11 protein-coding genes are annotated in these 14847 nt (G+C 54.1%); 4 read left to right on the top strand and 7 right to left on the bottom strand.

The genetic code is table 11. The features are described from left to right. Positions 1-41: 41 nt before the first annotated feature. From ABTW00_RS17140 to ABTW00_RS17125, 4 genes are read right to left on the bottom strand one after another with little or no spacing between them, the layout of a single operon-like run. On the bottom strand, positions 42-1610 hold the full coding sequence (locus ABTW00_RS17140; protein ID WP_077248539.1) for an FGGY family carbohydrate kinase: 1569 nt from the start codon (positions 1608-1610) through the stop codon (positions 42-44). Then, positions 1561-2979: an L-fucose/L-arabinose isomerase family protein gene (locus tag ABTW00_RS17135; protein ID WP_064548139.1), complete on the bottom strand. Its 1419-nt coding sequence runs from the start codon at positions 2977-2979 to the stop codon at positions 1561-1563. Before ABTW00_RS17135 ends, ABTW00_RS17140 begins: the two co-directional genes overlap by 50 nt. Positions 2980-3010: 31 nt before the next feature. Continuing rightward, on the bottom strand, positions 3011-3964 hold the full coding sequence (locus ABTW00_RS17130; RefSeq protein ID WP_064548141.1) for a transketolase family protein: 954 nt from the start codon (positions 3962-3964) through the stop codon (positions 3011-3013). After that, on the bottom strand, positions 3957-4787 hold the full coding sequence (locus tag ABTW00_RS17125; protein WP_065355479.1) for a transketolase: 831 nt from the start codon (positions 4785-4787) through the stop codon (positions 3957-3959). Before ABTW00_RS17125 ends, ABTW00_RS17130 begins: the two co-directional genes overlap by 8 nt. Before the next feature lie 313 nt (positions 4788-5100). Here ABTW00_RS17125 and ABTW00_RS17120 point away from each other — a divergent pair, with 313 nt between their 5' ends. The 4 genes from ABTW00_RS17120 (at position 5101) to ABTW00_RS17105 (ending at position 10010) form a co-directional block, all read left to right on the top strand. Further along, positions 5101-6051: a sugar-binding transcriptional regulator gene (locus tag ABTW00_RS17120; RefSeq protein ID WP_064548148.1), complete on the top strand. Its 951-nt coding sequence runs from the start codon at positions 5101-5103 to the stop codon at positions 6049-6051. 168 nt (positions 6052-6219) lie between these two features. Further along, a complete protein-coding gene (locus ABTW00_RS17115) occupies positions 6220-7605 on the top strand; it encodes an MFS transporter (RefSeq protein ID WP_433636456.1) in 1386 nt (461 codons plus the stop codon). Further along, the gene (locus ABTW00_RS17110) at positions 7586-8929 is read left to right on the top strand and encodes a DUF4038 domain-containing protein (RefSeq protein WP_433636454.1); all 1344 of its coding nucleotides are present in this window, start codon (positions 7586-7588) and stop codon (positions 8927-8929) included. Before ABTW00_RS17115 ends, ABTW00_RS17110 begins: the two co-directional genes overlap by 20 nt. 64 nt (positions 8930-8993) lie before the next feature. Beyond that, positions 8994-10010 (top strand): hypothetical protein, encoded by a 1017-nt coding sequence (locus tag ABTW00_RS17105; RefSeq protein ID WP_064548154.1) that lies wholly within the window; start codon positions 8994-8996, stop codon positions 10008-10010. An 86-nt stretch (positions 10011-10096) separates the two neighbouring features. On the opposite strand, the gene ABTW00_RS17100 is transcribed toward ABTW00_RS17105, so the two are convergent. The 3 genes from ABTW00_RS17100 to ABTW00_RS17090 all read right to left on the bottom strand — a co-directional run bounded on the left by ABTW00_RS17100 (position 10097) and on the right by ABTW00_RS17090 (position 14784). Beyond that, positions 10097-11347, bottom strand: a complete 1251-nt coding sequence (locus ABTW00_RS17100; RefSeq protein ID WP_433636452.1) for a DUF4038 domain-containing protein — start codon at positions 11345-11347, stop codon at positions 10097-10099. Positions 11348-11401: 54 nt separating this feature from the next. Next, complete coding sequence (locus ABTW00_RS17095; protein ID WP_433636450.1) at positions 11402-12799, bottom strand: PTS transporter subunit EIIC; 1398 nt, start codon at positions 12797-12799, stop codon at positions 11402-11404. A 428-nt stretch (positions 12800-13227) separates the two neighbouring features. Beyond that, entirely contained in the window at positions 13228-14784 is a 1557-nt protein-coding gene (locus ABTW00_RS17090; protein ID WP_433636448.1) for a nucleoside hydrolase-like domain-containing protein, read from the bottom strand. Positions 14785-14847 lie beyond the last annotated feature (63 nt).

Below are 14847 nucleotides of genomic sequence, written 5' to 3'. Positions count from 1 at the left end.
GAAGGAGGTGAAGGGGATGCTTCACCTCCTGGACGGTCGAGTCAGAGGGGGGCGGTCTGTAAACGGGTCAGTTCAACCGCAGACTGCCACTCGTGCCAACGTTTTTGCAAACGGCCGTGACGCGCCATATCGGGCTGGAAGCTCACATGCTCCGGCAAGAACTGGCGCAGTTCGGCGGTAGGCAGGCTGCATTGCGCTTTACGCGCCAGCAGGGCAGCCCCCATGGCGGAAAGCTCGGTCACATCGCTGCGCATGACCGGGCAACCGAGCAGGTCGGCCTGGTACTGCATCAGCCAGTCGTTACGGGTTGGGCCGCCGTCAACCATTAGCGCCGTTAAGGCAAAATCATCGTGCTGGCGCATGGTCATGACCACGTCCGCAATCTGATAGGTGATTGACTCCAGCGCCGCTCTGACCAGGTGCGCGCGCTTCACGCCTCGACTCAGGCCGCGAATCATCCCGCGCGCATTTTCATCCCACCATGGCGCGCCCAGCCCGGTAAGCGCAGGCACGAAATAGACGCCCAGCGTGGAATCTACAGATGCGGGTAGCTGGCTTAGCTGTTGCGCCAGCTCAGAGGGCGGCAGCATATCTAAACCGGTGCTTTCCACCATCCACGCCACCGCATCACCGGTGTGCGGAATATTGCCTTCCAGCCCGTATACCAGCCGTTCGCCGTCATGCCAGGCAACGGTAGTGGCGAGCGCATCCACGCCAGACTGCGCTGAATTTACCGGCGCCATCACCGACGAGCCTGTTCCGTAGGTGGCCTTCACGCAGCCCGCGCTGCCTAATCCATGGGCAAAGAGGGCGGCGTGAGAATCGCCGATCATTGCCATTACCGGAATGCCGTCGGGAATGCCTGCGCATTTATGGGTGTAGCCAAACAGACCGCTGGAAGGGCGAATTTCCGGCAACGCCTGGCGCGGGATGCCAAATAACGCCAGCATCTCGTCGTCCCAATTGGCGGTATGCAGGTTAAAGAGCTGGGTGCGGGCGGCATTGGAATAGTCACAGCAAAAAGCGTCGCCGCCGGTCAGATTCCACAGCAGCCAGCTATCGACGGTGCCCAGACAGATCTCGCCGCTCTCTGCCAGCCCGACGCCGTTAGGCACGGACTCCAGCAGCCAGCGCATTTTGGAGGCAGAGAAAAGCGGCGCGATCGGGAGACCGGTTACAGCTTTGATCTGCGCCTCTTTTCCCTGTTGCCGGAGAGACTGGCAGAACCCGGCGGTGCGTGAACACTGCCAGGTAATGGCGGCACCCAACGGCCGACCGTTATTGCGGTACCAGCCCACCGCGGTCTCGCGCTGGTTGCTGATCGCCAGCGCCGCCACGTTGTCCGCGCCTACCGTCTCGATAACCTCTGCAATAACCGCCAGCGATGCGCTTACCAGCAGTTCCGCCGGCTGTTCTACCCAACCCTCGCGCGGCGTGTTGATGCTCAGCGCGCGGGAGCGGGATACCAGCACTTTGCCGCTGGCGTCCAGCGCCACGGCCTTGGCATTGGTTGTCCCTTCATCGAGGGCAATAATTACCTCTTTACTGGCCACGGTCGCCTCACTGATGCAGGTAGGTGTTAACCCCAAGATAGCGCGTGAAGGCTTCATGCAGCACCGCCGCGCTGGCGGAGTGGTTCATCGCCACGTGATGTTCAAAGCCGTTGCGGCAGATCCACGACAGCAGGTTTTCCAGCTGCGGAACGTGAATCACCGCGCGGCAGCCGACGGTATCCAGCGGATCGTCCACCGAGCGGCCCTCGCCGACGTAGGCTTTGATTTCACCGGTCAGATCGTCAGTACTTAAGCGGAAATAGGTCAGCTCGCCGCTCTTCATGCGCCCGTGCACCGCGCCGCAGGTGTTCTCTTTACCGACGGTGGTGCCGATGATATCGGCGGTGCCCATATGCGGTGACTCCAGGCTGGCGGAGGCAAAGTTGCCGCAGTGGAACAGCACGCATTTATCGCGATCTTCGCCGAAGTTGTTGTTCCAGTCGGCGATAGAGGCGGGGCTGAGATTGCTGCTAGCCAGCGCATACATAGAAAGCGCGCCCATCACATCCACTTCGCAGGCGCTGGGCATCAGTTGCCCAGACATCACGCTCATAATGGAGCAGACGTTAATGCCGAGGTTTTCCTGTAATGAGGTCCAGCACTGAATTGCCGTGGTATCGATATCGTTGGCGATGACCCATTCGCTGATGACCACAAACAGCTTGGCCATGGTCACCAGTTTATCAGCCGGGATGCGGCTGGCATCGGCGTTGTCGAGCAGCAGACGGCGTTTTTCATCAACGCGGATATCGTCATCGCGCAGCTGCTTAATGCGGGTAAAGACTTCGGAGAGATCGAGGGTTTCGACGGCAATACCCAGCCTTTCCAGCAGCTTTTCGCTGTAGCGCACGGTGTTAAAGCCCGCCGGACGCGCGCCGATCGCCCCAACGCGTACGCCGCGCATGCTGCTAACGACGCGGCAGACCTGCGCAAATCGCTGTAGGTCTTTGGCGAAAATGTCGCCGCTCAGCGCACAGACGTGCTGGGTGGTCAGGGTAAACGGAATGCCGTACTGGCGCAGGTTGTTGCACAGGGAGATTTTGCCGCAGAAGCTGTCGCGGCGCGTCGCCAGCCCCATTTTATCGAGGTTATCTTCTTCCGCCTGCACCAGTACCGGCACGTTGAGGCCGGAGAGGCGCAGGGTTTCGGCGACCGCTTTTTCATCGCCAAAGTTAGGCAGGAGTACCACGACACCGTGGATGTCATCACGGTGGGCGCGGAACAGGTCGGCGCAAATCTTGGCATCCTGGCGCGTTTCGACGCCGCCCAGCTCGGTCTGGCTGTCATCCAGCATAATGGTGTTAATGCCCAGGCGAGCAAACAGCGCGGTGGCCTGCTCGCGGGCTTCGGCGACCAGGTAGCTTGGGAAAAATCCGCGGTTGCCAATAATGACGCCCATCGTCAGCGTTTGTGGAATTCGGGACATCGCTAATTCTCCAGTAAGATATTCTTTGTTGTTATTGTTTGGCGTGTGTCTGGTACAGGGCGACGGCATGTTTGACGACGCCCGCCGTATCAATTTCATGGTAAGCGCGCGTTGCTGCACGGTCGCCGGCAAGGGCATATTTGCCATCGGCAATCCCCAGCCGACGCAGCGGAATGGCGCAGCCTGCTTCCGCCAGCACTTCCGCCACCAGGCTACCGACGCCGCCGTTAATATTGTGTTCTTCAACGCTGACCACCGCCCGGTGCGGCTTCAGGAGTGAGAGGAGCTGCGCCGTATCACAGGGACGAATAGAAGGTACACTGATAACCGTCGCCTCAATACCTCTTTGCGCCAGCTCGGCGGCAGCGCTCACGATTTCATGCACCGTCGACCCCATCGCCACCAGCGCCACATCCTTACCCTGGCGCAGCACGTCAATTTTCCCCGGCGTAAACTGATAGCCTTCGTCATGCAGTTCCGGCAGCGCTTTACCGTCGAGGCGGATATAGACCGGCCCGACGTGGTCCAGCGCGTAGTCGATAATCTGTCGGCACTCTTGCGGGCTGGATGGCGCGTAAATCTCAATGTTGCCAAAGCCGCGCAGCACGGCGATATCGTCGATACTGTGGTGCGTACTGGCCAGCGGGCCATAGCTGGCACCGGAGTTCAGGCCAAACAGTTTAACGTTGGTGTTGTTGTAGCAAATATCGACCTTAATCTGCTCGTTGGCGCGGGAAATCAGAAACGGTGCGGCGTTACAGGTGACGGCGATTTTGCCGCCCAGCGCCAGACCCGCCGCGGCGCCGACCAGCGTCTGTTCGGCAATGCCGACGTTAACCAGTCGCCCGGGAAATTTCTGCATAAACGGGGCAATTTTGGCGGTGGAGGTGGAATCGGCCACTACCGGTACCAGGTCAACGCCACGATCGACGGCATCGATAAAGGCATTTACCATGACGGTAGCCAGGTGTTCGCTATTACTCATCTTTCAGTTCCTCCAGCGCCAGTTCAATTTCTTCACCTTTTGGTACCCGGTGGTGCCACTCAGATCGTCCCTGGATAAACGAGACGCCCGCGCCTTTAGTGGTTTTCGCTATCACCACATGCGGTTTTCCGTGCGGCTGCAGCCCTTCCAGAGTGGCGACAACATCAGCCATATCGTTGCCGTTGCATTCGGTCACCTCCATCCCGAAGGCGCGCCACTTTTCGTCCAGCGGGTCGGTGTTCAGGATCTCTTTCGTCGGCCCAGCTAGCTGAAGGCTATTTTTATCGTTGATGATAAAAAGATTATCCAGCTGGTAGTGGGCGGCAACCAGCGCCGCCTCCCAGTTGCTGCCTTCCGCCAGCTCGCCGTCGCCGGTGACCACAAATACCCGGCGTTTGCTGTTATCGCGTTTAGCCGCCAGCGCAATACCCACGGCAACGGGCAGGCCGTGACCTAGCGCGCCGGTATTGAGTTCGATCCCCGGCGTTTTGTGACGTACCGGGTGGCCCGGAAGGTGCGAGTCGGCGTGTTGGTAGGTAGAAAGCCAGTCTTCTGGAATAAACCCGGCTTCTGCCAGAACGCAGTAATAGCCGCCAACCGCATGCCCCTTAGACTGAATGTAGATATCCCTGTCATCGCTGTCCTTCCGTTCCGGCGAGCAGTTCAGGATGCGAAAATAGAGGGCGGTGAGCAGCTCAACCTGAGACAGATCGGCCCCGGTGTGCCCGCCCGCCGGGCTTTCGGCATTCAGCACGATAATGCGACGGCGAATGGCCCGGGCTTTCTTCTCTAACGCTTCTATGGAGAGCGAAAACGGATTCATAGCATACCTCTTGAATGTTAATTCTGATTTGAATAAAAATTCAGCCAGGGCGAAAAAAAGGGGCAATATGCCTGTCATTGCCAGATAGCCGCCAGATAAGGCATTTTTATTGACCTGAATATATATTCACTACTGATTTATTATTCATGATTGTAAGATAGGCTCTGAAATGGGGTTTGTCCACGACTTCTGTCAGCCGTTTTCTGTAAAAAGAGAAAACGATCACATTTGAGATCTGAGCGGAATGCAGGGCGCGCTTGTTATCTATTCAGCTATGAATAAAAATAACAGGCAGGGAATTAAGGGGAATGCCATGTCTAAGCAGGATGAACAGCGGTTGCTGGTGAAGATCGCCACGCTTTACTATAGCGAAAATAAAAAACAGTCTGAGATAGCGTCGTTGCTGCATCTGTCGCAATCTTTTGTCTCCCGCGCCCTGACGCGCTGCCAGAAAGAGGGGCTGGTGAAAATCACCGTCGTGCAGCCGACCAATATTTTTGTCGAGCTGGAGAAAGCGATTGAACAGCGCTACGGTATCCGTCAGGCCATCGTCGTTGACGTCGGTGAAAACGCCAGCAGTTCGCAAATTAAGCATGCCATCGGCAGCGCGGCGGCACACTATGTGGAAACTCGCCTGCGCCCGGAAGACCTGGTGGGGATCTCCTCCTGGAGCAGTACCATTCGCTGTATGGTCGATGAAATGCACCCGCAGAACATCCGCGCCGCAGGGGTAATTCAACTGCTGGGCGGGGTCGGGCCGAACGGCAACGTACAGGCGACCATTCTGACCCAGCAGCTGGCGGCGCATCTTGGCTGTCCGGCGTGGCTGCTGCCATCGCAGAGTATTGAACACTCGGTCGAAGAGCGCGCGCGGTTGGTGAACAGCCCGGACGTTGAAGCGGTGGTGAATAAATTTGCCGAAGTGGACGTGGCGATCGTTGGCATTGGCGACCTGGAACCGTCGCAGCTGCTGAAAAACTCCGGCAACTACTACAACGAAGAAATGCTCGAACTGCTGGCCGAACGCGGCGCGGTAGGGGACATCTGTCTGCACTACTACGACGCCGAGGGCAAACCGGTGCTCAGTCATGAGGAAGACCCGGTTATCGGCATGGAGCTTGATCAAACCCGCGCTTGTCCGCACGTTGTTGCGCTGGCGGGAGGCGTGGAGAAAAGCAATGCGATTCGCGGCGCGCTGCGCGGGGAATATATCGATGTGTTGATTACGGATTATCCAACCGCACGCTCTTTGATCAAAGAGTGATTCTATTTCATTGAAATATAGATATTAATTTTCAAACACCTTTTTCGCGAGGTGTTTATTTATTGACTAAGTTCACAAAAGAAACTAAATGGGCTTAACTTTGTTTCCATGGTTTACTAAGTTAGCGATCGCTGAATCCTACAGTGACAAACCGGATGGTGAACAACAATGAAAACACTCGCCACAACGCCAATACGCTTTCGTGAAAAGTTCTGCTACGGGCTTGGAGATACATCGGCCAATATCTTTATGGGTATGACGATGATGTTTCTCTCCATCTATTACACCGACGTTTTTAAACTCAACCCAGCGGCCATGGGGACGCTGTTTTTAATTACCCGCCTGATTGATGCCATCAGCGACCCGGTTATCGGCTCGCTATCCGATCGCACCCGCTCGCGGCTGGGTCGCTATCGCCCCTGGTTACTGTGGTTCGCGCTGCCTTACGGCTTGAGCTGCGCTGCCGTGTTCTTCTCGCCGGATCTCGGTGAAGTGGGGCGCACGCTGTACGCCTATGTGACCTATATCATTCTGGTGCTGACCTTCAGTCTGGTGGTGGTGCCCTACGTCTCGTTGCTGGGGGCAATTTCAGCTGATAGCGAGGAGCGTATCCAGATTAACGCCATTCGTTTCCCGCTGGCGAAAGTCTCCTATCTTATCTGCTCTTTGCTGGTGCCGACGCTAATTGCGCTGTTCGACAATGACGTGCTGGGCTATCGCGTGGTGATGTGCGGTATCGGGTTGTTGTCTACCGTGTTGGTGCTGCTGTGCTATTTCAACACCACCGAGCGAGTGTTATCGGATGCGGATCAGACGCTCAGCCTGAAGGCGCAGGTACAGTTTGTTTTTAAAAACGACCAGGCGATGATTGTGTTTGCCGCCCAACTGGTGGTGATGATTATGAATACGCTGAAGTTCGGCGCGGCCGCGTATTTCGTGAAATATGTACTCAATATGCCGGGATCGTTCCTCAGCCTGCTGTTAACCGCAGGATCTGTTGCCGGTATCGTCGCGCCGCTGCTGACCGGCTACTGGCTAAAAAAAGGCTGGATTAAACGTATCCCGCTACTGGTGATAAGCCAGGTCGTCGGCGGCCTGATCACGCTAATCATCGGCCTGACCCCGACCAGCGCCGTCTATTTCCACGCGGCGCTGTTCGTGCTGGCGACGCTGGCAGTTGAGCTTATCGCCGTGATCCTGTGGGCGACGGTGGCTGACGTGGCTGATTACGGTTTCCACCGCTACGGCGTGCGTATTAACGGCATGATAGGTGGCGGGATGCTGTTTGCCACCAAGGCCGGTATGGCTATCGGCGGCGCGATTATTGGCTACGTGCTGGCGTGGTATGGCTACAATCCCGACACCATGACCAGCGCCACGTCGCATCAACTTTCCGCTTTTACCCTTTTGTACGCCTGGCTACCTGCCGCCTGTATGTTTATCGCCGCGTTTATCTTCTCGCGCTACAGACTGGATGAAAAAACGTGCCAGGCCTTTGTTCAGGACACCCCATCTTTATCATCAGGAGTTGGTAATGAAAAAACTGCGCATTAATGGCCGAAGCTTCTACGACGAGGACAATCAGCCCTTTTTCTATACGGCCTGTACCGCATGGGAGCTGTTCCATAAATTGACGCTGTCAGAAGCGGAACGCTACTTACGCAATCGCGCGGAGAAGGGCTTTAACGTGGTGCAGGCGGTCGCGGTCTGCGAACTGGACGGGCTGTATACGCCTACCTATGAAGGCAGGCATCTGCCTTTTCATGGCCTGTTGACGCTGGAGCCAAACGAGGCCTATTTTGACCATATCCGTTTGGTTACCGAACGGGCGAACCAGTTAGGCATCGTGATTGCGCTGGTGCCGATGTGGGGCTCCCACTGGAGCGTCAACAATAGCTGGGGGCAGGACCGAAAGCCGCTGTTTAATCGACATAATATTGCTGCATTTTGCCGCTATCTGAGCGACAAAATGCAGGGTACGGGCCTGTTGTGGATGATTGGCGGCGATCGCGCCATCGTCGGTGAAGATCAGCGCCAACTGCTGGAGGAAATGGCGAAAGGGCTACGGGCGGGCGGCAGCGGTGATGCGCCGATCACTGTCCACACCCAGGGAGGACGTAGTACCCTTGATATGCTGGGCGAGCGGTCGTGGCACGACTTTGTGGTTTGGCAAACCGGCCATATGGGGCAGGCGTACCCTTCGTGGCGGCCGATTGAGATGGACTACCAGCGTCAGGATAAACCGGTCCTCGACAGCGAGCCTTGCTACGAGGCGCATCCGGTGATGTGTCAGCATCAGTTTAAGCGCTCGCAGGATGCCAGCCGTTTTACCGACCGCGAGATCCGGCGTACCAGCTACTGGTCGGTATTTGCCGGCGGCTCGGGGATCACCTACGGTTGCTATAGCCTGTGGCAAATGCGTCGTCCGGAAGATGACGCTATCGCGATTCCCGAAAGCGCCGCCAGCACCTATCAGGGGGATACGATCCCCTACTGGTTCGAGGTGCTCAATTATCCGGGGGCGTTTAATATCGGCCAACTGCGTCGCTTTATTGAATCGCTGCCCGAGTGGTGGCAGCGTGTACCGGACCAGACGCTTTTGCTCGGTGACAATCCGAGCGACCGCCGTCACTGCCGCGCGATGCGCGATGCGCAACATCGCTGGATTGCGGTCTATATTCCAGAACAGCAAAACGTGGTGGTGGACGTTAGCGCCTTTGCCGACACTGGGTTTGAGATAAGCTGGTTTGACCCGCGTTACGGCATTCTGAACCGAGTGAGCGAGGATATTTCGGAAACCTTTTTCCTGAGCATCGACCCGCCGGATACCGGCAGCGATTGGGTGCTGCTGCTACGACGTAAAGAGAAGGGCAGGTAATATGCGGCCAGGATGTTATGATACCGGCGCCAGGACGTTCAATAGTGCACCGGGGCCTAACATCATGGATTATAAAAAGCAGATCCTCAATATTCTGCACAGTGAAAACGAGTCGCGGGCGGAGATGACCCGTCGACTCGGCGTTACCAAAGCCTATATCACCAAACTGACCTCTCAGCTGTTAGCCGACCGGCTCATCGAAGAGCGAGAGGTGAAGGATGTCACTTTTGGTCGTCCCCAACAGATGCTGGCGGTGAAAACCCACACCTGGTTTAGCATCAACATCATGCTGCGCAAAGGCAATTTGCAAGCCACGCTAAACGACTACAACACGCAGCAGCCGGTACTGGCGAGCTATGATTGCGCTCTGGCCGAGCTGATGACGCCACAGGCGCTGGTGAAAATAGTGGTCGATTGCGCCAAAACGCTTTGCGAATCGGCGCAGGTTTTGCTGTCGCGCGTCAAAGTGATCAGCATTGCATTACAGGGTGGGATTGAACATTTCACCGGCATTGTCCGCTATTGCCCGCTGTTTAATGAAAATAACGTCAATCTTAAACGCGAGGTTGAGGATGCCATCGGCATTGCGGCGCAGATTTTTAACATCGCCCATTGCACCAGCCATATGCTGGCAAAACTGTCGCCGGGCATGTCCTGGGTGGCGTTTATGCCGGGGTTTGGCAGCCTGGGATACGGCTACTGCATGAATGGCGAAACCGGGTTAGGCGAGAACGGCTTCTACCCGGAGATTGTCCATTTGCCTTATGAGGGCGGTATTGAGCAAGCGTTCAACGTCGAGGAGGGCAATAAACCCGCCACGCTGTTATCGACGGCCAAAGCGCTGTATTTCGCGATTTGCTGTACTGCGCCTATCCACAACATTAAAAACGTGATTGTGACCGGCGAACTGTTTGAAGATTATGGCGATGAGATACTGCCGCTGACGCAGGGGATGCTGAACGACAGCCCGGACAGGCACATTAGCGAAATCCGCATTCGCCACTATAAAACGGGCTACTACTACGGGGTGAAGGGGCTGGTGCAGCTCAGCTCCGACGGGATCACTGAGCTGCTGGTGTAACTTACACCCGCCGTAGGCGCAGCGCTATCCATGGTTTGCCCGGTAATTCCAGGCGGTCGCCGCGCCGTGACTGCAACGCACTGTCGCTACAATGTGAAACTGCCATCATGCAGAATGTAAAGGCAGTCACCGGTGAACGACGTCATCGGAATAACGACGTTGTTGTCTTTTCTTGCTAGAGGGAAGCTGATGGTTTTTTGGCTTTCCAGTTCTACAATAGTCGCTTGTTTTAACGACGACTCGGATTCCAGGGTAAGTTGAATATTATAGGGCACGTAGATCAGAAGATGATCGCCATGGCGCGCAGCGCGTATTGGCTCTGGGCTGTTTCGTAGGCCAGCGTAGGGCTGCAGATTCCAGAGTTGGTGGCGCGTAATCAGATTTTTCAGCCAGGCATAATCATTGGCTCCGGGAAAATCGAGCGCTTCATCCCAATAGTAAGGCGGTAAAAAGCCTTCTCCCATCGTCGTGCCATAGACGGAATCACGAGTATGCCAGCTCCATAGACCATGCGCGCCATAGGTGATTCCCGCGCTAGCGCCCGATAGCACGCTCTGCCAGGCTGCTTTTCTGACTGCAGTTCTATCGAAACGACCATACTGCCCGCGGCTATAACCCATCATTTCGTAGCAGGGTTCTGAGTTGATAATCGGTTTTTCTGGATACTCATTGAAGAAGGTTTGGGCCAGGGTATAGGCCATTTCAGGATGCTGCGCGTTGTGTCCAGACTGATAAAACCAAAAATCAATCTTGTCGCTCTCTTTCAACCTTGTCGGGATTTCAGACAATCGGCCGCGAATATGCAGCGTCGTCAGTGATTGCGGGGAAAGCCTTTTGATCGTATCGAGGGCAATGGTGTAGTAGTCGATAACATCGTCTGACTCAAATCCGGTATCGCCGCTAATAATATAGAGAGGCGATACCATGGAGAACCATTGATGGACCAGAGCAACGTAGCGATGAATATCATTCTTACGCAGCATCACTGTACGCTGTAGCTTGTCGGCCCAACTGCCGGGAACATACGAACACCAGACCAGCACTAATGCGACTTCAAAACCTCTATTATGCGCCTCCATCAGCATTTGGCGGGCATTATCGAAATAGCCATGATTTGGTTGGCTAATGTCATAATAACCCTGTTCATCAATGGGGAATGGGTGAGGCGTATGCGTTTTTTTGCTTCGATCCCACTGCGGCAACACATTTATTTGCAGGGTGTTAAAACCCTGCTTTTTTCGGTGCTCAAGATAGGTAATCCAGTCAGGCATTGATGCGTTGGTAAACACGCTCCATACGGTATCGGCAAGGAAAAAAAAGTGCTCGCCGTCTTTCAAAAAATGCCTTTTATCAGTACATATAGCCAACATAATAACCACCTAAAATATAAATTAGTTTCGCTTTAAAACAGCATCTTTTTCTGCTGTAAGCTGATATCCCATGGTCCAGGTAAGAATTAAGGCGATGAAGAACGCAACGACGAGTGACATACAGAAACCGTAAAAAGAGGCGCCTAAACCAGCGGGGTCGATGAATAACGGGACGCCGAATATTCCGCCCTGAGCAAAACCGCCGAACATTTTAGCGCTGAAATAACCGGCTATCGCTCCGCCGAAAGCCGAGCCTATTGATGCCATGATAAAGGGTTTACGTAGTGGCAAGTTAACGCCGTAAATTGCAGGTTCTGTTATCCCCAGGAATCCAGATAGTGTTGCGGTATAAGAGACTGTTCTCAGTTTTTCTTCTTTAGCTCTCAGAGCAACGGCGAGTGCAGCTCCGGTTTGTGCAAAAACAGTGCAATAGAGCATGGCATTAATAGGATCATAGCCATAGACCGAAATGTTGTTGATAAAAATAGGGATAAATGCCCAGTGCAGACCGAAAATAACGGCTACCTGCCAGATACCGGCAAGAATAAAACCTGTAACGACCGGGCTCAGATGATAGAGCGCGAGAGAAATGTCGGCGAGCCCTTTACTGGCATAAATCGATGCAGGACCAATAACCAGGAACGTTGCTGGAATAATGACGACAAAAAGGATGAGTGGAACGAAGATAAGCTGGATCGCGATAGGCAAAACTTTCTTTAAAAATTGCTCTGCAATTGCTGTCACTTTGGCTGCAATAATAATTGGAATGACTGATTGAGCGTAGCTCATCAGTATAACTGGGATGCCGAGGAAGGTGAGTGCTGTACCTTCTTTATAGAACTCTACCATTGTTGGGTGAATAAGTGCCGCACCTACAGTCGCAGTAATATAAGGATTCGTGTTGAACGCTTTCCCTGCAGAAAAACCGAGAATAACTGGCAGGAAATAGAAGAATGCATCTGCTACAACCGACAGAATTTGCCAGGTGCTGCTCTTATCGCTGACAACATTGAGCACGACTGCAGCAGTAAGAAAACCTTTAAGAATACCCGTAGCGGCGATCAAGCCAATCAGTGGAATAAAAATACCAGAGATTGTTTTGATCAGTCGTTCCAGTACATTACCAGCTGGTAATTCCTCTCGCGGTGAACTCTCTATTTCCTCGGTCGATGCCTGTCCCAGTTTTTTTTGCAGCACATTAAAGAGGTTACCAACTTCATCACCGATAACCAGCTGGGTCTGACCGCCGCTTACAACGACGGTCAGTACGCCATCAATTTTTTTTAACTGCTCAATGTCGGCCTGGCCGGTATCCTGGAGGGTGAAGCGAAGTCGGGTAGCGCAGTGGATCAGTTTTGTAACATTGCGGGTACCGCCAATGTTCCTGATGATGTTATCCGATACTTGCTGGTAGTTCATTTACAACCTCTCTGAGTCTATGAGAGTGGAAGATGGATTTTGATGGTTTGAATATATATTCAATATTGATTATTTATTTTGACAGGGTAAGCAAGTTACATGTGCAGCGCTATCTGTAAAACCAGCAAGTTTGATGGCAATCACAAAATCTGTCGGGAGGAGGAGCAAGAAAAACCACTCTATGGCTGATGTTCTGATAGGGGTTTTGGGCATTAACGGCAATGGCAAAGCTTAAGTGAGGTATGTCGTCAAAATTAGGTTCTTTGAACGCGGCGTTGGCCGCGGGTAAAGTGTGCTGCGAATGACATGTCTGACGGCGCCTCGCTTATCAGGCCTACGTGATATCGCAAAACCTGTAGGCCGGGTAAGGCGTAGCCGCCACCCGGCATCACGGCTGATAGTCAGAAATCTGACCCTCACCGCGCGTTTTACTCGACCGTGATAATCACGCGCTGATAACGAGTTAACACCGGTTTTCCGTTGTCGCGAACGGTCACTACCATGTGGAGTGTGTCGCCGGTTTTAGCATCCTGCGGTACAACGAACGACATGTTGGGCGTGTCTGCACGCTGAAGGGCAATGGTATTGATTTTCTCTGTCTTATCCGGCGTTCGGGTGATATCCAACTGCATACCCAGTGAATTATCGACAACCGGTTGCGTTGTCGGTTCGCTGTCCTGATAAGTATCGGCTTCGAAATAGCGCCACCAGTGATAGCTGAGGGCATTGCCGTCCGGGTCGCTGGCCAGCGCCGTCAGGTTGACGGTTTCACCCGGACGGGCTCGAATATTCAGCCCCTCTTTGACCGACACCTTCGGTGGATGGTTAACCGCCGTATCGTCACGGGTCGTGGACCAGTTAACTCTGGCGGCGAAGTCATTTTGTATATCATCAAACCAGCGGCTCAGGCTGTACTGCGCTTCATATCGCTGGGTATAGATGTTGTAGTCCAGCACGTTATTGATATCACGATTGTTCTGAGCGGGGCCAAATCGCCCGCCCCAACCGCCATAGGCCGGGTTTTCGCGGCTGCGAAGGCCGTTGTCGATGAGATATAAAAAGGAAGGGGAGTCGCCCTCGGAAATAAAATCATATTTCTGATACTGCGGATTTTTGCGCAGGTAATCATCGGTGCCGCGCTGTTCGTCATACAGCTCACCGTCAATCATTTTGCCATCGCCCATTAAGGCGTAGTTGGCCATCAGCGGCCCTTTATTATCGACCAGATGGTGATAGCTCCAGTCTCCCTTCAGGCGGCTATTCAGTTCGTCGCTGTGGTATTTCCATGCATAGGCAAAATGCCAAAAATTGCTGCGGTCGTTAATGGTTTTTAAATTCGGCCAATGCGTTGCGATGTAGTCGTTATAGCTGTTGTCCTGGTCGAGAATAATATACAGCACCAGCTTGTGATTAATTTTTTGCTGGATAGCGGGCCATTCGGCGCTGTTCTTATAACGATCCTCAATGGATTTTAATGCACGGGCGGTGGTGTTGGTTCCGCCCCAGGTCTGTACGTACAGCGTGCGGCTATCGTTATCGAGGAACAGCTTTTCGAGAAAGCGCGAACCGTCGGTCTCCTGCGCCATATCGCCCTTATTACTGATATTGCCGATTTTGGTAATGGAACGCAGGTATTCAGGCGTGGGGTAACGCGGGTCGTGTGCTTTCAGGTTGTCATAGACCTTGCCGTAATCTGCAATATAGTTGTAGACCCACTGGGTTCCGGTCCAGCGGTAGGGCTTGATCCCTTTTTCCGCGTCGCCAGCGTAGTGATAAACCGAACTGGTCAGCACGATACCGGCAATATCCATATCGTTGGCGTATAAAAACGCGCGAATTAATGAGTTCATATCATCGACTTCACCATCGGTGGTAATCACCGTACGGGCGCGTGAGTCGCTGGTGTCTGTGGTGGTTGCCGCGCAGGCATGGCCGAGTAGCAGGGCGCTGGCGAGGGAGATAACAATAGGGGAGTATTTCAACACATGATTTTCCTTAATATAAAAAATCCGCCGCCAGACAGCGTAACGCGCTGACGGCGGCGAAAA

It is taken from the genome of Kluyvera georgiana (assembly GCF_050990895.1).
Lineage (GTDB): Bacteria > Pseudomonadota > Gammaproteobacteria > Enterobacterales > Enterobacteriaceae > Kluyvera > Kluyvera georgiana.
This window is presented reverse-complemented; position numbering and strand designations above follow the sequence as displayed.

Excerpts from the sequence above, each read along its gene's own strand:
- ABTW00_RS17135 (WP_064548139.1), bottom strand. The coding sequence starts at position 2,979 with ATGTCCCGAATTCCACAAACGCTGACGATGGGCGTCATTATTGGCAAC.
- ABTW00_RS17110 (WP_433636454.1), top strand. The coding sequence starts at position 7,586 with ATGAAAAAACTGCGCATTAATGGCCGAAGCTTCTACGACGAGGACAAT.
- ABTW00_RS17115 (WP_433636456.1), top strand. The coding sequence starts at position 6,220 with ATGAAAACACTCGCCACAACGCCAATACGCTTTCGTGAAAAGTTCTGC.
- ABTW00_RS17095 (WP_433636450.1), bottom strand. The coding sequence starts at position 12,799 with ATGAACTACCAGCAAGTATCGGATAACATCATCAGGAACATTGGCGGT.
- ABTW00_RS17125 (WP_065355479.1), bottom strand. The coding sequence starts at position 4,787 with ATGAATCCGTTTTCGCTCTCCATAGAAGCGTTAGAGAAGAAAGCCCGG.
- ABTW00_RS17130 (WP_064548141.1), bottom strand. The coding sequence starts at position 3,964 with ATGAGTAATAGCGAACACCTGGCTACCGTCATGGTAAATGCCTTTATC.
- ABTW00_RS17140 (WP_077248539.1), bottom strand. The coding sequence starts at position 1,610 with ATGAAGCCTTCACGCGCTATCTTGGGGTTAACACCTACCTGCATCAGT.
- ABTW00_RS17105 (WP_064548154.1), top strand. The coding sequence starts at position 8,994 with ATGGATTATAAAAAGCAGATCCTCAATATTCTGCACAGTGAAAACGAG.
- ABTW00_RS17120 (WP_064548148.1), top strand. The coding sequence starts at position 5,101 with ATGTCTAAGCAGGATGAACAGCGGTTGCTGGTGAAGATCGCCACGCTT.